Source organism: Kitasatospora sp. NPDC057500, assembly GCF_042802195.1.
In the GTDB taxonomy this organism is placed as follows: Bacteria; Actinomycetota; Actinomycetes; order Streptomycetales; family Streptomycetaceae; genus Kitasatospora.
In genome coordinates, this window is record NZ_JBHVER010000010.1 from 70,596 (window position 1) to 88,663 (window position 18,068).

The window sequence follows — 18,068 nt, forward strand, 5'->3', positions numbered from 1 at the left end:
GAGACCGACCGCGGTCGGGATGCGCCGCCTCGGCTGCGCTGCGCGGGGGGTCTCGGCCGTGGCTGCCGTGTGCGGCTTCCGGTGTCGTTCCCGGGTTGGGCGGCGGGTCACGGGTCGGTGAGGCGGGCGGGGACAGTGAGGAGTGACCGGCGGCCGCCGGTGGCGGCGCTCCGGAAGCCGAGGGCGCTCGTGAACGGTCCGGTGACCATCAGCAGGGTGCGGTGAGTGCGGATCGCGTGGTGCCATTCGCGGCCGGCGGCGACCTCGCCGTCGTACCAGGTGTGTCGGCCGGGCCGACGGATCGTCACACGCGGGCCGGTGAGGACGGCGGACCATGCCGGGTCCGGGTCGCATCCGGGCGGGTGGCCGCTCCAGCCGTCGCGGGGGAGGGGGGACGTTCAGGTGCGGCGGGGACCACCAACTGCCCGGCCGCCGCAGCCTGTTCGCCGACCTGGTCCTCACCGAACCCGGCGCGGACGTGCCGGTACTCCTGGTGGAAGTCGACCGGGACAACGAGGGAGCCGGCACCCTCGTCGCCAAGCTCGCCACATACCGCGACTGGTGCCGGGCTCCCGGCCAAGGGCGCCACCAAGCGGGCCTTCGAGGCCTCGACGCAGCGCTCCGGAACCCGTACCCACGACCTGCACCCGTGGACCGCCACCTACCCGCCCACCGGCCGCGAAGGGCTCCCGCCGGTCGCCCTGGTCCTCGAGGCCGGCCGCAAGCGCAACCGCCGCCCCGGCACCCCACGCGCTCACCCCGGAGCAGAAGAAGGCCAAGGCGAGCGCCGACCACCAGCGGCTGCTGCGCCGCATCCGCGAGTCGAGGCCGCCTCCGAGCACACCTGGCACGCCCCCACCTACCAAGGCGAGGAGACCACCGCCCGCGACCACCACCGGGCCCTGCCAGTGCTGGCTTGCTCACGCCCGGTGGGCGGGTGCTGCCGGACCTGGTCCAGCGAGCACCTGACCCCGGGCGGGGCGGTCGTCCGCACCACCTGGCACGAGCCCGCTTGCCCGGCCCGGGCCCGGTGGTGACCACCAGCACGATGGCTGGCCCGGTCCGGGTGCGGGTGTGCGCTGACGAGGGCGTGGCCGCGTTCATGTCCTCGCCTGTGCGCGCAGAGAACAATTCGAGTTCGCGGCCGGGAAATTAAAATTTCGGAGGACCTGTAACTTCTGCCGGAAAGGTTCCGGTTCTGCAATTGGCAGTACCGTGTGCTGTATCGAAGGAGTGGTTTGTGAGTTCTCAGGTGAAGGCATTCGGGTTCGGCATGCCGTGGGAGTCGCTGTACGGCTACAGCCAGGCCGTTCAGGTAGGTGAAACCGTATACGTGTCAGGGCAGTTGTCCCATGATCGGCATGGAGACTTCGTGGGCGCCGGCGACTTTGAACTGCAGGTTCGCACCACGCTGGAGAACCTCGACCTGGTACTGGGGCAGTTCGGGGCTGAACGGAGCCAGATCGTGGAAACCACGGTACTGGTGAGGAACCTGCGGGAGAACTTCGAAGCGGCAGCACGCCTCCACGCCGACTACTTCGGGGAGCACCGGCCGACCAGCACGGTCATGGGCGTATCGGACTTGGCGCTGCCGGACCAGCTCGTGGAAATCGGTGCCCTTGTGCGTCTTGATGTGAAGCCCTAGCCGGCTAGGTGAATGATGCGAAGGGTTGGTGGTCGTAGGCGGTCAGCGAGCGCATGACGGGCTGGCCGGTGTGGTCGTGTGTCAGATCGTGCAGGTCAGGGCGAGGACGCGTTGGAGGACGCGGGCCATCACGCCGGCCGGGGTGGGGCCCTGGTGGCGTTCGAGGTCGGGCTGGGCCTTGAAGGTCTGGTTGACGGACTCGATGGTCTGCCGCAGTGGTTTGAACAGTGTGGAGCCGGCCCGCAAGGGCTCGCCCTTGCGGGCCGGCCGCAGCAGGCGGACTCCCCACTCGGCGAGTTCGTGTTCGAACGCGCGGCCGTAGTACTGCCGGTCGCTGATCGGGGTCTGCCCCGGGCGGGAGGCGGCGAGGCCGGGTTCGGCGCGGAGAATGCCGAGCAGGGTGTCGCACTCGTCCGCCTTCGCCCCGGTGAGGGCGAAGGCGACGGGCAGGCCGTGCAGGGTGCACACCAGGTGCAGGCGCAGGCCCCAGAAGAGTCGGGAGTGGCTCGCGCAGTAGCCGTACTCGGCCCGTCCGGCCAGATCGGAGCGCTTGGCCGTCTCACGCGAACGGCCGCATTCCACCGGTGTGGAGTCGACAGTCCACACGGTGTCGGTCCACAGCGAGGTGTCCCGGGCGAGCAGGCGGTTGACGTGGGCGATCAGGTCGGCGGCCTTGCGCAGTCGCCGGTTGTAGCCCGACTGCTCGGGCAGGTAGGGGAACAGGTGCCGCAGGTGAGCGGTGGCGTGGCGGATCCAGCGGCGTTCGGAGGTGAAGCCGAGCAGGGCCTGCATCACCGCGAGGGTGACCAGTTCGGCATCGCTCAGCCGCGGCCTGATGCCGACCCCAGGCCGCCACGGCGCCAGATGCGGCGATTCCTTCAACAGGTCGTCGGTCTTCACGTAGAGTGCGGTCGCGAGGGAGTCCAGGTCAGGCGTCACAACCGACCTTTGGACTCCCTCGCTTCATGTCATGCGTGCCAGCGAGCCCTTGGCATCAATCCTCTAGAGGCTCGGCCTGCGAGACGGAGGGGCCCCTGGAATTGGCCGCGCGCTGGACGCGCGAGGCCTCGGCGACGATGCCGCCGAGTGCCGGGACAGCTCGCAGCACTTGGAGCGGCTGGAGGCCCGCGTCTGCCCGCCACACGACCGAACCACCCCGGTCAGCGTCGAGGCCGGCGTCCTTCAAGGCGCCGGGCGCTGAATCGACGGGCCGGGGGAGGCGGTGCGGCCGGCCTCGACGGCGGCGTCCATCGTGGCGGCGAGGGCGGGCAACTCGCGCTCCAGCTCGCCTAGCACCGCCGAGGCCGGCGGCCCGCTGCTGCTCCCGGCGGTGACCGGCGCGTCTTGCCAGTGGCGCTGACAACCCGCACGGTGTTCACGGAAACGAGGGCGCGGGCGGGTGTGGCGGCCTTCCCGCCCAGCATGCCGGAGCGCCCCACCCAGGGAAGCCACCGGGAGGAGCCCGCTGGTCTGCCGCCCGGCGACCGGGATGACCCTGGAGAACGTCCAGCAGGCCCTCCACTGGGTCCGGGACGACGAGCGCGGCGCCGATGGCGGAGACGAAACCGGAGCCGCCACCGCGACGGCGATCTGCGCTGACTGGCAGGTAGTTCGCGACCAGACCACTGGTAGTCCGACCAAGCGCTACGATCCGGACCACGAGACCGATCTCCAGCACGCGCGCCGTGGATCGGACGCCCTGTTCGGCTGCTCCGAATCGTGCCGAACTGCCGTGCCCCGCTGCTATGTTCGAGGTGTCCTTCCCGCGTTCACAGGAACCCCGGGGGAGCCGTCCATGACCACTGCCGACCGCGACGGGGAACAGGCTACCCGGGCCCTGCTCGCCGAGTACGCCTCCGGAACCCGCGAGTTCGACGGTCGGACGTTCACAGGGCTGCGGCTCGGCCAGAAGAACCTCAGCGATGCCGTCTTCGTCAACTGCGAGTTCGACGACTGCATTCTCGCCATGGGCACCTTCGACCGCTGCGAGTTCCGGGGCTGCCGCCTGAGCCACATCAATGCCATCCAGGCCAGCTTCATCCAGGCCCGGTTCTTGCACTGCGAACTCGAACAGGCGGCCTTCGGCACCGCCGACTTCTTCAAGGCCACCTTCCGCGGGGGGACGTTCGGCGGCAACTACCGAGAGGCGTTTTTCATCCGGGCCGTCTTCGACGAGGTCACCTTTCGCGGCGCCCGTTTCGACGGCGCCCACTTCGGATTCAACGTCTTCGTCGCCACCGAGCTCGTCGCCACCAACCTGGACCCGGTGGTCATCAACGGGCTCTGCCAGATCGACGAGCGGACCATCGCCGCCTCTTTCATCCTCAACAGCCGCGCTCTGGACCTCGTCCGCAACCAACCGCGGGACGACCAGGCCGTCCGGGACCTGACCCGCGACCTCGCCGGCCTGGAACGGTTCCTCGTCCGGGCCGGGGCCGACCCGGACTCCGTACGCGCTTACCGCGACACCGCCCGCAGCACCCGCGAGCCGGCTCGCCCGAGCGTCTTCATCAGCTACAGCTCGGCCGACGAGTCCTTTGCCACCGAGTTGCGCAACCAGTTGGAGGCCAACGGCGTGGATACCTGGTTCGCCCCGCACGACATCCGCGGCGGCCGTACGATCCTGGAGCAGGTCACCGAGGAGATCCAGCGGCGCGGACGGATGATCCTCGTGCTGTCCGAGGCCAGCATGGCCAGCAACTGGGTGGCCACCGAGATCCGCCGGGCCGTACGGGCGGAACGCGAGAGCGGCACGCGCAAGCTCTTCCCGATCCGTATCGTCGCCCACGAGCGGCTACTGCGCTGGGAACTGTTCGACGCCGACGCCGGCTACGACGTGGCTCGCACCATCCGCGAGTACTACATCCCGGACTTCTGTGCCGACGCCCTCGCCTTGCCCCAGGCCGTCAGCCGCCTGGCCCGCGACCTGCGGGAGGGCTGAGGACCCGCCCCGCGCCCGCGATCCGCGCCGGGCACCCGCCCGGTCGCCCTGGCCGGCACTCCCTCACCGATGCTCTGATGAACCAGGCCGGCCCGGGCCGGCTGGAGTGCCCCGAGGTGTGTACAGAGGCCCGCACCGCGGAGGACGTGGGCCCGCTGATGCTGCCGGTCCCGGCCGAACGCGAGCTGGTGGCCGCGCTGGATTCCGGAGGATCCGTGGTGGGAGGACCGGGTGCTGCACGCCCGGCAGGGGGCCGCGGGTGTGACCTGTTGGCCGTGATGGGTGAACCAGGCCTCTGACGCCGGGTCGCCGAGCCAAACGAAATTGACGTTCGCCCGGAGGCGGAGCACCCCGTCATGCACTGTGGATGGCTCTGAGCCATGAGGCCGCTGGCGTGTGTGTTGTACTTGGTGTATGGGGCTTGACGAAGGCCGGATGCGGTTGCGGGTGACGAGCCATCCCGTTGCCGATCCCGGGTCCGGGCTCAGCCGGATCCTGAGCGCTGGCCCTATGCTCCGCAACACTTTCGTCCATCCTCCCAACTACCAAGTTGGGTATCTGCACGCGGGCCGCGCCGATCTCCTTCGGCTTGGCGCTTTGTTCCGCGTCGCCGCGACGAGCTCGCACAGCGCCATCTACATTCCGGTCCCGCCAGGCACCCAGCCGATGATTTCGGCCGGGGGCGATACCCATCCGCTACCGGTGCTACTGGCCCGTGAGGATACGGGGCTGCGGCTTTCCGATTGGCCTGATCTGCGGCACAGGATGCGTCGCGCCTCGGCACCTTTGAGGGTGACCGCCCCAGCGGAACGATCTCCCGACCGCCCCGACGACGTCCGTCGTCGAGCCGATCGTCATCCCGCACGCTTCGCCGAGCGCGCTGGGACGATCGTCATCACCGCCCGCGCCGAACTTCTGTTCTGGATCGGCGACTGGCTCACCGCCGCCGGTGACCGCGTCGCCCAAGACCCCCACGTCCACCGACACGGCGAAGCCTTCCTCGGTGACATGGTCGGCTTCTTCGATCCCAAGCGCACGGACCAGCCCATGCACGGGTTCTGCGTCGTCGCCGTCGAACCGATCTTTCACCAGGACCGCTGGCGGAGGCAGCGAATGTCTTCCGGATAGTCCGTAAGTGGCTGTTGCTCCACCGATCTTGGTGGCTGCGAGTTCGAGGCCGCCGACTCGGTCGGGTGATCTCCCGTCTTGCTGAGTGTGGCGGCGGTGGGACCACTGGTCGTCGGTGTCTCCGACCCACGCAGGTCGAGCGCCGGCGGGACCGGTAGGGTCTGGCGCCATGACCGACTGGACCGAGGTGCGTGATCGGGTTCTGGCTCTGGCCGCCGTGCCGGGCAGCGACAAGGTGTTCGGGGCGAAAGCGCACGGCTTTGCGCTCGATGCCCCTCTGGCCGCCGCCGAGGTGGCCGACCTTGAGGTGTGGCTGAACGTTGATCTGCCCGAGGACTATCGCTCGTTCCTTCTGCACGTCGGAGCCGGCGGGGCCGGTCCGGCCTACGGCATTCTCCCGGTGCGGCGCGAAGGTTCTGCGGGTTGGCGCTGGGTCGGAGAGCTCATTGAGGAGGTCGAGCCGGGCATGTTCGCGGAGCCGTTTCCGGGAGGGGCGGACCCGGAGGCAACGGTCGCGATCCTCGCTGAGCGGCCGTTGGAGGAGGACTTCGACGACCTCGCCGATCTCGACGCGGCGTTTGAGGCGTGGGAAGAGCGCCTGGGTGAGGTGCAGTACGATCCGCGCCGCACAGCCGGGGCGCTTTGCCTGTGCGATGAGGGCTGCGGGATGGTGGTGTGGCTGGTCGTCACCGGGCCGGAACGCGGCCGAATGTGGCGTGACGATCGCTGCAACGGCACAGACCTTCATCCGATGCGCGAGAGCGACGGCTCCCTGTCGGACTTCGCCAGTTGGTACCTCGGGTGGCTCGCAGCCGCCGAGACTGCCTGCGGCCTGGACCGATAGCAGGAAGTCTGCTGCCGTTCTCGGAGATCCGCGGCTTTGCGCCTGTCACCAAGTCGAGGGATCTCCGGCCCGTGCGTGCATGGAGACAGGGCCTCCTGCGCAGCTCGTGGGTGTCGAAGTCCACGCGCATCGCAGTCTTCCGTGCCACCTTCGCAGGCGCCCAACTCGGCTGCCCGACAGTGTGATTGTCTCGCGCCCGTGTACGGGAACGCGGCCGACCACAGGGAACGTGTGCGACGCTACCCGTCCGACATGACCGACGCGGAATGGGCGGCGGCCCGACCGCTGCTGCCGGTGCCGGGCCGGCTGCACGGGCGGGGCGGCCGGAGGCCTACTGCCACCGCGCGGTGCAGGACGCCGGTGCCCGCGGTGAGCAGGATCGCGCCGGCCAGCGGACGCTGCCCCACGGAGCGGCCGGGGCCCGGGTGGTGGCGGCTGCCTCCGCGCGGCGCAGGCGGCGCAGGCCAGGCAGGGTGAGCAGCGCGGCGAGCGCGGCGATCGGCAGCATGAGCAGGAAGACCGAGCGCCATGAGACGCGGTGGGACCGCATTTCGCCGGTGCGCGCTCCTGGAGTTCGTGCAGCGGAGCGCTGCTTCCTGGTGTCGGAACGTGGCGAATCCTGCGGATCCTGCGCCGGCGGCCTGCCCCCGGTAGCGATCCGTGAAGTTCTCCGGCCGTTCATCCGGGAGCCGTTCGCCGGGGGATAGCATCTGCGGCGTCTAGACATCTAGATGTCTTGCCGGGGGCTTGCGGGAACTCAGCCGCCCGGCGGAGGGGCCCGCCCCCGGCGCCCCCATCGCATGAACCGCCGCATCACGACAACCCCGACGACGGGCAGGCCGACACCATGGACCACCAGCACGATCCGCGCGCCTGGATCACCACGCCCATCACCGCCGGCCTGCTGCGCGGGGCCCTCGACCTGGAGTGGACCGGGCGCGGCCTGCTGCCGCACCGGCTGCCCGCCTGGGCCCGCGCCCAGTACGCGGACCCGCAGCTGGCCAGGGCGGAGTCCCAGCCCGCCGGTGTACGGCTGGCCTTCCGCACCCGCGCCACCGCCCTCGAACTGGACACCGTCCCCACCAAGACCGTCTACCCGGGCTTCCCCCCGCGGCCCGAGGGCCTCTACGACCTGCTCGTCGACGGCCGCCTCGCCGGCCAGGCGAGCGTGGCCGGCGGCGACACGCTGACCATCGACATCGCCACCAGGACCGCCGAGCACCGCCCCGGCCCCGCCGGCACCCTGCGCTTCGACGGGCTGCCCGACCGGGTCAAGGACATCGAGATCTGGCTGCCCTACAACGAGACCACCGAACTCGTCGCCCTGCGCACCGACGCCCCCGTCGAGCCCGCTCCCGACCGGGGCCGCAAGGTCTGGCTGCACCACGGGAGCTCCATCAGCCACGGCTCCGACGCCGCCGGCCCCACCACCACCTGGACCGCCCTCGCCGCCGCCGCCGGCGACGTCGAGCTGATCAACCTGGGCCTGGGCGGCAGCGCCCTGCTCGACCCCTTCACCGCCCGCACCCTCCGGGACACCCCCGCCGACCTGATCAGCGTCAAGATCGGCATCAACGTGGTCAACCACGACCTGATGCGCCTGCGCGCCTTCACCCCCGCCGTCCACGGCTTCCTCGACACCGTCCGCGACGGCCACCCCGACGCCCCGCTGCTGGTCGTCTCGCCCATCCTGTGCCCCGTGGTCGAGGACACGCCGGGCCCCAGCACCCTCGACCTCGCCGCCCTCGCCGCCGGACAGTACCGCTTCCGCGCGACGGGCGACCCGGCCGAGCGCGCGAGCGGCAAGCTGACCCTGGGCGTCATCCGCGACGAGCTGGCCCGCATCGTCGAACAGCGGGCCGCCGGCGACCCGAACCTCCACTACCTCGACGGCCGCACCCTCTACGGCGAGGCCGACGCCACCGCCCTCCCCCTGCCCGACCAGCTCCACCCGGACGCCGCCACCCACCACCACATCGCCCGGCGCTTCACCGCCCACGCCTTCACCGCCCCGGGCCCCTTCGCCCCGTAGCCGGGGGGAGAACCAGGCCGGCGGGCGCCGCGCTGCTCGGCGCGCAGCTGGTCTGGAGCCCGGACCGCCGGCGGGACCCGCTCTTCCCGCTCCAGCTCGTGGTGGACGCGGTCTCGCACGCGGTCGTGGCCGAGCGGGTGCGCGGAAGCGGCTGGGAGCGCATCGGAAAGCCGTTCATGTTCGACGCCGAGGAGGCGGAAGCCAAGTGGGGGACGAAGGCGGAGGAATGGCGGTCCCAGACCAAGGTCCAGAGCGCTCTCGTCCGCGACCCCGCCTCATACCTCGAGCATGTCGACCGTCGCATTGCCGCCGGCCGAACCGTGCGGCAGCCGCCGAGCAAGGTCATCGACGCCACTGCCGTACTGACCGGCCGGGACGTCGCCGCCGCGGACCGCGCGTTCGCCAGCACCCAGAGGTGTGACCACTGTCATCGCTGACTGCCGCTCGGCTGTGATCCCTGCCCTGGACGAACCGGAAGGACAAGGGGCCTGACCGGGGCGAAACCGGCGGGGCGGTGGGGAGCTCGGGCAACCCCCGCGTACCTGCACTGGTGAGTTTCGCCCCGGGGTCAGTGAGCTTCGGGTGTCGTAGGTCAGCGGCCGGTGCGAACGGGCCGCGGGACGCCGTCCGGGTGGCGGCGGGGTTCGGCGCGATGGCGGGGTGGGCACGGCCTGCGGCATGACGACCCCCATCACCAGGCGCCACCGTCCGGCCGCGTCCACCGCGGCTGTGCCCGCCTCCCCGGTTCGCGCCGGTTGGCCGTCGGCCCCGGCCCGGCCGGACGGCACCAGGTGGTGCCGGACCTGGTCCAGCGAGCACCTCACCCAGGGTGGGGCGGTCGTCCGCACCGCCTGGCACGAGCCCGCTTGCCCGGCTCGGCCCGGTGGTGACCACCAGCACGATGGCTGGTCCGGTCCGGGTGCGGGTGTGCGCGGTACTCGTCCACGACGGCGAGGTGTGCCTGATCCGCCGCCGGCGGCAAGCCGGCCTCCAGCACTCGCTGCCCGGCGGCCTGACCGAGGACGGCGAAGACCCCACCGAGGCGCTGCGCCGGGAACTACGCGAGGAGCTCGGCCTCGAACTGGCGGCGCTGCCCGACCCGCTGGTGCTGCGCTTCGTCCAGGACCAGGAGACCGAGCGGCCGGGCGAGAGCGTGCCGTTCCGGCGCCGGCACCTGGTCTTCACCGCTCACCTGCCCGGCCACCTGGTGGCCGCCGTCGCGGCGGTCGAGCAGGACGACCGTGGCCAGGCGCCGGTGGTGTGGCTGCCGGCGGCCGACGCGGCCGCCCTCCACCTGTACCCGGACGTCGGCGCCGTCCTCGGCCAGGCCGTCCGGCCCGACGCCACCGCGGGCGGCGGCCCGGTGCTGCTCCCGGCGATGACCACCACGTCCTACCGGTGGCGCTGACCTCCCGCTGTGCCTTTGCACGTTGGTTGGCCAAGCGGTGCGTCGTAGTTGGCCAGGGTGGTGGAGCCGCCCGTGGTGGGACGGATGCTTCAGTAGCCCTGCGGGTGTGACGACAGCCAGTCGGGATGCCGGCCTTTAAGCTCGTCGCGTTCTGCCACGGTCGCGGTGATGATGTCGATCCCGCCGTCGTAGGGGTGCACGAGCCAGTCGAGGCCCGGCGGGGCGAGGATGACCCCGATCGTCACCTCGTCGGCGATCGCGCGCAGCAGTGGGTCCAGTGTCCGCGGCATGTTGGCCAGCTGGCCGGCGTAGAGGTGTGTACGGACCTGGAACTCCGGGGGGAGGTGGTCGTCCTCCATGACCGTGCGCCAGTACGTGCCGGGTGCGACGGCTTCCAGCTCGGGGCTGCGATCGACCGGCTCCGTCTGGTCGTCCGTGTTCCACCCGCAGGTGATGACCGTGAGCTCGGCCGGGGCGTTCAGGTCGGTGAGGACCGTGTGCTGCCGCTGGAGAAGAAGGCGGTACTCGGCCTCGCTGTCGGGGTAGCGCTTCGAGCCCGGCAGGTAGTGGAACCGCACCCACCGCTCTCTGAACGTCTCAGACAGGAGATGCCCGACCGGATGGCACGTCCCCCAGCGAACCTGCCACGCGGCCGAGAGCGCACCCGAGTCCACCAACTGCTCCGCGTCTGGCGAGACTCCGGCGGCCCGTTTCTGATCTTGCTCGCGCAAAGGAACCGTTTGTGAGAGTAACTGCACGTGCAGTTCGGTCCCTACCTGTCTTCGGTGAAGATCACTGCTGGCCGGCGGGCCTCATCCGGGCAACGTGCGGAGGGCCTCTGACAGTGCTCCTCAGATCCATGGGAGCCGGTGGTTATCGTGCCTGGGGGAAGACGTTGTCCCTCTGAATCATGTCATGGCAAGGACGACTAATCAGACAGTATGCGTGTGAGTATGGCCGAGGAGTCACTTGGGGCGCCGCGGTGGTTGAGCCAGCCTGGGTATGTGGGGCGAGGCACGATCTGCATCGTCCCAGGCCACCGTCCTGGTGCGCAGCTATCCGCTGTGGCGACCGCATATGTGGAGGGGACCCCCTTGGCTGGAGCGAAAGACGGCGTCTTCGCTGAGAAGATATCTCCGTACCTGCGACAGAAGATGGCCGAGAGGGGGAGCAGTGCTGAACTCTCGTTCCTGGACCTTCAGTACGTCGCCGACCCCTCGGAGAATGTCAGCCGGGCTCACGAAGTCGCCCGGCACTACGAGTCCGAACTGCACCCCACTTTTGAAGGTGAGGAGCTCAGGGGCGTCGAGAAGCTGTACCGCCGGACCTTGTTGGTCGAGCCCACCACCATCTGTGCCGCGCACTGCCGCTGGTGCATCCGCGGACAGTACGACACCAAGACTCTGGGCAACGGCGATTTGGCGCGTATCGCCCGCTACTGCGGCTTAGCTCCGGAAAACTCCGACGTGCGTGAGGTGCTCATCACCGGAGGCGACCCTCTGATCCTCGTCGACCGGCTGGAGTTCCTCCTCGACGCGATCGAGCAGCACGCTCCCCAGGTCGAAGTCGTACGCATCGGCACCCGTGTGCCGCTGCAGGACCCCAAGCGCGTCGACGAACGCATGGCACGAGCCCTCCGCCGCCGTTCGACGTTCCGCGTGGAGATCGCCACCCACATCAACCACCCGGGCGAGCTGTTTCCCGAGGTCCGCGAGGCCTACGTCAAGCTGCAGGAAGCCGGTGCCCGCATCTATGACCAGACTGTCCTGCTCCGTGACGTGAACGACGACATCGATACCCTTGTGAGGCTCTACGACGAACTTCGGTACCTGGACATCGAAGCGCACTACCTGTTCCATTGCGTTCCCATCCGTGGCATGGACCACCACAGGACCTCAATCGCGCGAGGGCTTGACCTCTTCCGGCAGCTGACCGTGTCCGGGATGACCTCTGGACGGGCCAAGCCCCACTACGCACTCATGACGGACGTCGGCAAGGTCGCCCTCTACGAGGGCTCTCTCATCGACCGGGACGGCAGCCGCGTGCTCGTGCAGACGGGCTATTCCTACAGCGACAGGCTTCGCTGGGCGCCGGACTGGCAGCTGCCGGCCTCCGCGCGGGTGGACGACAACGGGCTCCTCCAAGTCTGGTACCTCGACAGCGGCGGCGGGAAGGCGGAGGTCTGATGCCGCCGACACTGTGGCTGGGGAATGCCTGCACGGAGCACATGGTCGACCGAATGGACCTGCTCACAGAAGCGGACTACCGCGGCATCCTTTTCGCGATGAAACGCCTGACCTGGCTGCTGAGAGATCACGACGTGCTCGTCATCCCCCGGCCTGTGACGCAGGACTTCCTCGAGTACGTGACGCGCCACACGGGTACCGACCCTGCCACTCTCCGCGTGATCAGCCCCGACGCACCGTTGCTCACACACCAGGCACTACGCACGTCGAAGGTGTCCGCGACACTCCAGGAACTGACGGCCGGGTCGCTGGACTACCAGCCCTACATGCACGACCGCGGCGCGGTCACCTTCGCCCAGCACATCGGCCTGGACGATGCCGACTCCTTCCGTGCCGAAGGCGGCGTCGAGCTCCTCAACAGCAAGGTCGTCTTCCGGGCGCTCGCAGCCGGCGCGGGCGTCCCTGTCCCGGCGGGCATGCCCTGCCGCACCAGCGGGGACTTGGTGCACGCTGTGAAACGACTGTTGCCACGCACCGGATCCGTGATCATGAAGCGTGACCGGGCCGTCGGAGGCCACGGCAATCTCGTCATCACCACGAACGAGGACGTCCACGCGGTGGGCGCCATGGAAACACTTCACGTCACGGACACCTGCGACCTGACCGAAGTCGTCACGGTGGCGGGCCTCGCCGAGACCTTCGCTCCCATGGGGGAAGTCGTCGTGGAGGAGTTCCTTCCCGACTGCCGTTCCGTGTATGCGGAGGTGCGCTGCCCTCGGCCGCCGGAGGAGCCGCAGATCCTCAACACGGGCTCCCTCCGCACGGGCGAAGACCCACCTGTCCTCGCCGGGCTGGAACTCCCCCTCACCGACGTTTCCGACGACGTGGGGACAATCTTCACAGACGGCGCGCTCCGGCTCGCCCGGCTGATGCAGACCCTCGGCTACCAGGGCCTGGCGAGCATCGACGCGGTGATCTCGCCCGATGGCACCGTCCGGTTCAACGAGGTCAATGCCCGGCTGGGCGGCAGCACCCACCTCGACGCCATCGCCACAGTGCTCCTCGGCAAGAACTGGGCCGACGACCATGTGCTTCTGAGCCGGTTCAGCGTCCCCGCACCACCCTTCACCACGCTCGTCGACGGCCTGGCACGCAACGGTCTTGCCTGGGACAGGGCAGCTCGAGAGGGAGTGGTGATCGCCTCCGACGACACCGAAGCCAGCGGCACGGTCGAATACGTCGTCCTGGCACCCACCTGGTCGCGGGGCCGGGCGCTGGAGGCAGAACTCCACGCCTACCTGGCCGAGAGCGTGCAGCCTGCCGAACACTGAACAGACAAGGGAAGAACCACAAGGTGTCCTACCGCGCCCTTGCCGGCAAGCAGACGGTTCTGTGGTCGTTCACCGTCGCAGCCGGCCGGCTACCGGTGGCGATGGCCCCACTCGCGTTCGTCTTCCTCGCGAAGGAAGCATCCGGCGACTACACCCGGGGCGCGGTGCTGGCCGCCGCGTACACAGTGGCCGAAGCTGTCGGCGCCCCGTTCCTCGGCGCACGCCTGCGGAACCGCCCCTACCGGCGCGAGATCGCTGTGGGGCTCCTCACGAGCGCCGTGTTCTTCACCGGGCTCGCTGTCCTTCCTGATGCCCCGCTCGCAGTCACCCTCACCATGGCGGCCGCTGCGGGAGCAGCAGGGGCCGCTGTGCCCGGCGCGCTGCGAGCCATGGTGGCCGACCTGGTCCCGGCCAAGGACCTCAATTCAGCGCTCAGCTGGGAATCCTCACTGAACATGGCCGTGTGGGCGGCGTCACCCGCCCTCGTCGCCAGCGCAGCTACCTGGTGGTCAGCCACAGTCCCGTTCTACACGGCTGCGGCATCTGCCACGGTGGCAGCGGGCTGCCTCTTCGCGCTGCCGGAGAAGACGGGGAGACCGGAGACCGGCATGCAGCTGAAGGCTGTAGCGAGACGGCTCACCGCAGCTTGGCCGATCTATCTCACAAGCGCGGCTGCAATGTACTTGCTGGCCACCGTGGAACTCTCCCTTCCAGCGCTGCTCGAGCAGCGAGAACTCCCGGCCGCCGCCAGCGGGCCCTTGCTGACCGGATTCGCCCTCGCCAGCATCGCCGGCGGACTCGTGTACGGTCTGCGGACCTGGCCAGGCAGTCCAGAACGACACAGCACATTCTTCCTGCTGGCGACCGTTGCCGCAGCCGCCTCTTCCGCGGCGGTGCCCGTCCTGGGAGGCCTTGCGGTCGTGCTGCTGGCCGCAGGCATGTTCCAGGCCGTAGTCCTCATCGCGAGGAATCTCTCGCTGCAGCAAGCCCTACCGGCGGACCTGCACGCCGTCGGGTATTCACTCCAGTACGCAGGAAGCGGTGTGGGCTACGGCCTCAGCGCGGGTGCGACCGGCGTCCTGCTCAACTGGACCAACCCCACCGCCACCATCCTCATCACCGCCGGCGTCACGCTCTTTCTCACAGCCGGATCCATCCTCGGGACGCACCGTCCCATGACCCAGGAAGCCGAACGCGTGAGCAACGGGCCGCCGCAGAGGCTGTAGCCCAGCGAGTCCGTGCACTGGGGCCCGGCGCTCGCCATGACCATCCCCTTCTCAACCTGCGGCCCGGCGCCTCACCCTGGTCAACGATCCGGGCGCCCGCCGGCGACGCCGGGCCTGCGGGTCTTCAGGGTGCCGAGTCGGTCGCATCCTTCGCCGCCGACCGGGCTGTTTCCACCTCGGACGAAGATCGGGGACCGGGTAGCGTGGCCGCTACGGCGGCGAGGGCGAGGTGAGAGTTCATGTCCGGTTCGAACCGGCCGCAGGGGTTCACGTGGGTCCAGAACAGTGGAGACAGGGCCCGCCGGTCGGCGTCGGTGAGCCGCTTCTGCCACTTCTCCTCGCTCAGGATGTCCTGAAGCAGCAGGGTGTTGACGTGCACCAACGCGGACGAGGCGGACCGGGTCGGCGGTGTGCTCGGCCTCGTCGAGGACACGGTCGCCCCACAGTTGCTCGGGCAGCATGCCGGTCTGGTCGAAGGCGGCCCGCAGCGCGCAGTAGCTCAGGGGCGGCTGGGCGGGGTGGTGGGCGGACTGGCTGGTGATGAACAGGTGCGGGTTGGGTGAGGCGGGCCAGTTCCTGCGGCGTTCCTGGAGCCATGCGGCGAGCAGGTCCAGCGTCAGCGTGTCCAGGTAGACGGTGTGCTGGTGGTCGTCGCCGCGTCGGATCCGCAGGATGTGACGGGTGAGGTCGAGGTCGTCGAGCCGAAGGCGCGCGACTTCGAGGGGCCGCACGCCGTGGACGGCGACCAAGGCGACGGCGAGCCGGGCACGGGCGCCGTCGAGGCCGTCCAGGAGCCCGCGCACCCGGTCGCTGGGCAACGGGATGGGGGCCGGCACCGCGGTGGTCAGCGAGATCCCGGTCATCGGGTTGTGGAAGACGACCTTCTCCTGCTTGAGCGCGGCGAAGACGCTGCGCAGGACGTGGTGGACTGCGCGGGCCTGGTTGCCATGGCGCTTGTCGAGTTCGGTGTGGATGTGTTCGGCGGTGATCTGTCGCAGGTCCAGGCCGACGGCGGCCCAGCCCCGCAGGACGGGCAGGAAGGTGATCCTCGCACCGGTGGGGCGGGGGCCGGGTGGGGGGCCTGGGACAGGATGCCCGGTGCTGCCGGGTTTGCGGGCGTGGGGCAAGGGCTGGTGGGCGCCGTGGCGGTGCCGGGAGTGCCGGCCCCCCACCAGCCCTTGCCTGGGGAGGAGAAGCGGGGAGGGCACCACTGCAAACGGTTGAACGACAAGCTCAGGGCGATGGGGCGAAGGTGCGGCGGTACCTCGACGGGCTGGTCCGGGTCATCGCGGTGAAGTGGACGCGCAGCGACTCCGCGGAGCCGAAGCCGCATCGGTGGGCGATGTCGTCGATGCCGAGGGGGGTGGTTTCGAGGAGCTCGCGGGCGCGGGCGACGCGTTGGACGGCTACCCAGTTCATGACGCTTGTTCCGGTGGCGGTCCGGAATCTGCGGCGCAGGGTCCTTGTGCTCATGTGGCTGTGCCGGCTGATCGACTCCAGGGTGAGCGGCTCGTCGAGGTGTCCCAGGATCCATGTGATCACGTTGGTGATCCCCGAGTCGCCGGCGGGTGGGAGGTGTTCGATGAACTGGGCCTGTCCTCCTTCGCGGTGCGGGGGGCTGACGAGGAAGCGGGCCATGGTGTTCGCGGCGGCCTGGCCGTGGTCGAGTCGTAGGAGGTGCAGGCACAGGTCGGTTCCGGCGAGGATGCCGGCGGAGGTGAAGACGCCGGTGTCCTCGACGTAGAGTTCCGCCTCGCGGACCTTGACCGAGGGGTGGCGCTCCCGCAGCAGCCTGGCCCAGTGCCAGTGGGTGGTGGCGTTGCGGCCGTCGAGGATGCCGGCGGCGGCCAGGGCGAACGCGCCGTTGCAGATGGACACCATCCGGCTTCCGCGGCGGTAGGCGTCGGCCAGCCGTTCGACCAGTTCGGGGTGCGGGGGCTCTGTGGGGTCCTCGACTCCGGCGACGATCACGGTGTGCGCGGTGTCCAGCCGGTCGAGGGGTTCGACGTCGCGGGGTACCAGTGCGTTCTGCGCGGGAACCGGGCTCACCAGGCTCAGTTCGTAGGGGACGCCGCCGGGCCAGGAGGCGGTCACGTAGTGCGGCCAGTGGCCGAACACCTGCTGGGGGACGGCTATGTCCAGGGGGGCGTAGCCCTGCTGGACCACGATCGCGATCTTGGCCGGATCCTTGGTATTCCTGTCCATTTGGCCATCGTACTGGGGGCCCGGTCTTCCTAGGCTGGTCGCAACGGGCCGTTGGCCGGTTGTTAGAGGAGAGGCACAACATGCATGTCGTGATTGAGACTTGGACCCCGAGGCCCGCGTTCCACGCCGCGGACGAGCAGACGCGCAACGATCTGCTCGCCGGGGCTCAGGAAGCCATGAGGCAGCTCGCGGAGATCGGCGTGGTGACCCTCGGCTGGGGTCGGGTGGAGCCGGCGGCGAACTCCACGTCCCACGAGTGGTTCGCCGTCTGGCAGGCCCCGTCGAAGGAACTGGCCGACAAGCTCCTCGAAGGTGTCGAGGACTGCGGCTGGTACACCTACTTCGAGCAGTCCAACGCCGTCGGCGAGCTGCGGCCCGCCGAGGCGGTCATCGCCGAGCACCTGGCTCTGGGGGCTGACGCCAGGTGAGCATTCTTGAGAACCTGCCGGAGGAGATCGGAGGGTGGCCGCGTACGGCGGCCACGGAGGCGGCCGTCGCCTTCACCGCCGAGCACTCTCCGCGATGGCTGCTCAACCACTGCGTCCGCAGCTACTTCTACGCGCGGAGCATCGGTACCGCCAGGGGCCTGGCGGCCGGGGAGGACTACGACGACGAGGCGCTCTTCCTCGCCACGGTGCTGCACGACATCGGTCTGACCGCTGAGGGGCAGGGTCCGAACCGGTTCGAGGTGGACGGTGCGTACCGGGCGGCCCGCTTCGCCCGCGAGCACGGCCTGTCCGATGCCGCCGCCGACCAGGTCTGGGACGCGGTGGCACTGCACACCTCGCCGGGGATCGCGTCTCACATGCATCCGGTCGGCGCTCTGGCGCATTTCGGAATCGGCGCCGATGTGTTCGCCTTCGGCGTCGAGGAGGTGGACCGGGCGGTCCTGGACGCGGCGCACGCGGCGTTTCCGTATCTGGACCTGCGGAACAGCATCAACGCGCAGGTGGCCCGTCAGATCGACGAGCAGCCGTCGAAGTGGGCTCCGCTGTCGTTCGTCGACATCGTGTACCGCAGGCACTGGCCGGACAACCCGTTCCCCGGCCTCGAGGAGCTCGTGGCCGCCCCGGTGCTTCCGTCCTGACGGCGCCTTGGAGCGGCCGCGGCGGATGCCGCGGC

The 18,068-nt window shown here is 69.8% G+C and carries 17 protein-coding genes and 3 pseudogenes; 13 read left to right on the forward strand and 7 right to left on the reverse strand.

Translation table 11 applies throughout. The annotated features are described in order from the left end of the window. Positions 1-107: 107 nt before the first annotated feature. Positions 108-308, reverse strand: coding sequence for a hypothetical protein (locus ACFU74_RS03880; RefSeq protein ID WP_380751270.1), 201 nt, complete (start codon positions 306-308; stop codon positions 108-110). 932 nt (positions 309-1,240) lie between these two features. Between ACFU74_RS03880 and ACFU74_RS03885 the strand changes: the two genes are divergently transcribed. Continuing rightward, the gene (locus tag ACFU74_RS03885; RefSeq protein WP_380751273.1) at positions 1,241-1,645 is read left to right on the forward strand and encodes a RidA family protein; all 405 of its coding nucleotides are present in this window, start codon (positions 1,241-1,243) and stop codon (positions 1,643-1,645) included. Positions 1,646-1,649: 4 nt separating this feature from the next. Here ACFU74_RS03885 and ACFU74_RS03890 read toward each other — a convergent pair. Then, positions 1,650-2,584, reverse strand: a pseudogene (locus ACFU74_RS03890) (IS982 family transposase). Positions 2,585-3,440: 856 nt separating this feature from the next. On the opposite strand from ACFU74_RS03890, the gene ACFU74_RS03895 reads away from it, so the two are divergent. From ACFU74_RS03895 to ACFU74_RS03910, 4 genes and pseudogenes are all read left to right on the forward strand, one after another. Then, entirely contained in the window at positions 3,441-4,586 is a 1,146-nt protein-coding gene (locus ACFU74_RS03895; RefSeq protein ID WP_380751276.1) for a toll/interleukin-1 receptor domain-containing protein, read from the forward strand. A gap of 414 nt (positions 4,587-5,000) precedes the next feature. Continuing rightward, positions 5,001-5,714, forward strand: a complete 714-nt coding sequence (locus ACFU74_RS03900; RefSeq protein WP_380751279.1) for a hypothetical protein — start codon at positions 5,001-5,003, stop codon at positions 5,712-5,714. Positions 5,715-5,883: 169 nt separating this feature from the next. Continuing rightward, positions 5,884-6,558, forward strand: coding sequence for an SMI1/KNR4 family protein (locus ACFU74_RS03905; RefSeq protein WP_380751282.1), 675 nt, complete (start codon positions 5,884-5,886; stop codon positions 6,556-6,558). Positions 6,559-6,810: 252 nt separating this feature from the next. Continuing rightward, a pseudogene (locus tag ACFU74_RS03910) lies at positions 6,811-6,885 on the forward strand (transposase); the annotation flags it as partial. Between the two features lie 4 nt (positions 6,886-6,889). On the opposite strand, the gene ACFU74_RS03915 reads toward ACFU74_RS03910, so the two are convergent. After that, positions 6,890-7,108 (reverse strand): hypothetical protein, encoded by a 219-nt coding sequence (locus ACFU74_RS03915; protein ID WP_380751328.1) that lies wholly within the window; start codon positions 7,106-7,108, stop codon positions 6,890-6,892. Positions 7,109-7,405: 297 nt separating this feature from the next. On the opposite strand from ACFU74_RS03915, the gene ACFU74_RS03920 reads away from it, so the two are divergent. The 3 genes from ACFU74_RS03920 (at position 7,406) to ACFU74_RS03930 (ending at position 9,998) form a co-directional block, all read left to right on the forward strand. Then, the gene (locus tag ACFU74_RS03920; protein WP_380751285.1) at positions 7,406-8,590 is read left to right on the forward strand and encodes a GDSL-type esterase/lipase family protein; all 1,185 of its coding nucleotides are present in this window, start codon (positions 7,406-7,408) and stop codon (positions 8,588-8,590) included. Positions 8,591-8,688: 98 nt separating this feature from the next. After that, positions 8,689-9,027, forward strand: coding sequence for a hypothetical protein (locus tag ACFU74_RS03925; protein ID WP_380751287.1), 339 nt, complete (start codon positions 8,689-8,691; stop codon positions 9,025-9,027). 464 nt (positions 9,028-9,491) lie between these two features. Beyond that, entirely contained in the window at positions 9,492-9,998 is a 507-nt protein-coding gene (locus ACFU74_RS03930; RefSeq protein ID WP_380751290.1) for an NUDIX domain-containing protein, read from the forward strand. Between the two features lie 89 nt (positions 9,999-10,087). Here the strand turns inward: ACFU74_RS03930 and ACFU74_RS03935 are convergent, their stop codons facing one another. Continuing rightward, positions 10,088-10,576 (reverse strand): hypothetical protein, encoded by a 489-nt coding sequence (locus tag ACFU74_RS03935; protein ID WP_380751293.1) that lies wholly within the window; start codon positions 10,574-10,576, stop codon positions 10,088-10,090. 486 nt (positions 10,577-11,062) lie between these two features. Here ACFU74_RS03935 and ACFU74_RS03940 point away from each other — a divergent pair, with 486 nt between their 5' ends. From ACFU74_RS03940 to ACFU74_RS03950, 3 genes are read left to right on the forward strand one after another with little or no spacing between them, the layout of a single operon-like run. After that, positions 11,063-12,184: a radical SAM protein gene (locus ACFU74_RS03940; protein WP_380751296.1), complete on the forward strand. Its 1,122-nt coding sequence runs from the start codon at positions 11,063-11,065 to the stop codon at positions 12,182-12,184. Between the two features lie 53 nt (positions 12,185-12,237). Beyond that, positions 12,238-13,515: a peptide ligase PGM1-related protein gene (locus tag ACFU74_RS03945; RefSeq protein ID WP_380751299.1), complete on the forward strand. Its 1,278-nt coding sequence runs from the start codon at positions 12,238-12,240 to the stop codon at positions 13,513-13,515. Positions 13,516-13,538: 23 nt separating this feature from the next. Then, complete coding sequence (locus ACFU74_RS03950; RefSeq protein ID WP_380751302.1) at positions 13,539-14,741, forward strand: MFS transporter; 1,203 nt, start codon at positions 13,539-13,541, stop codon at positions 14,739-14,741. Between the two features lie 124 nt (positions 14,742-14,865). On the opposite strand, the gene ACFU74_RS03955 is transcribed toward ACFU74_RS03950, so the two are convergent. The 3 genes and pseudogenes from ACFU74_RS03955 to ACFU74_RS03965 all read right to left on the reverse strand — a co-directional run bounded on the left by ACFU74_RS03955 (position 14,866) and on the right by ACFU74_RS03965 (position 16,946). Then, entirely contained in the window at positions 14,866-15,174 is a 309-nt protein-coding gene (locus ACFU74_RS03955) for a Tn3 family transposase (RefSeq protein WP_380751323.1), read from the reverse strand. Positions 15,175-15,217: 43 nt separating this feature from the next. After that, positions 15,218-15,604 (reverse strand): annotated as a pseudogene (locus tag ACFU74_RS03960) (tyrosine-type recombinase/integrase); the annotation flags it as partial. A gap of 370 nt (positions 15,605-15,974) precedes the next feature. Further along, positions 15,975-16,946: a GlxA family transcriptional regulator gene (locus ACFU74_RS03965; protein ID WP_380751305.1), complete on the reverse strand. Its 972-nt coding sequence runs from the start codon at positions 16,944-16,946 to the stop codon at positions 15,975-15,977. Positions 16,947-17,035: 89 nt separating this feature from the next. Between ACFU74_RS03965 and ACFU74_RS03970 the strand changes: the two genes are divergently transcribed. Continuing rightward, positions 17,036-17,374 (forward strand): DUF6616 family protein, encoded by a 339-nt coding sequence (locus ACFU74_RS03970; RefSeq protein WP_380751308.1) that lies wholly within the window; start codon positions 17,036-17,038, stop codon positions 17,372-17,374. Beyond that, entirely contained in the window at positions 17,371-18,033 is a 663-nt protein-coding gene (locus tag ACFU74_RS03975) for an HD domain-containing protein (RefSeq protein WP_380751311.1), read from the forward strand. The genes ACFU74_RS03970 and ACFU74_RS03975 overlap by 4 nt, the downstream gene beginning before the upstream one ends. The last annotated feature ends 35 nt before the right edge of the window (positions 18,034-18,068 follow it).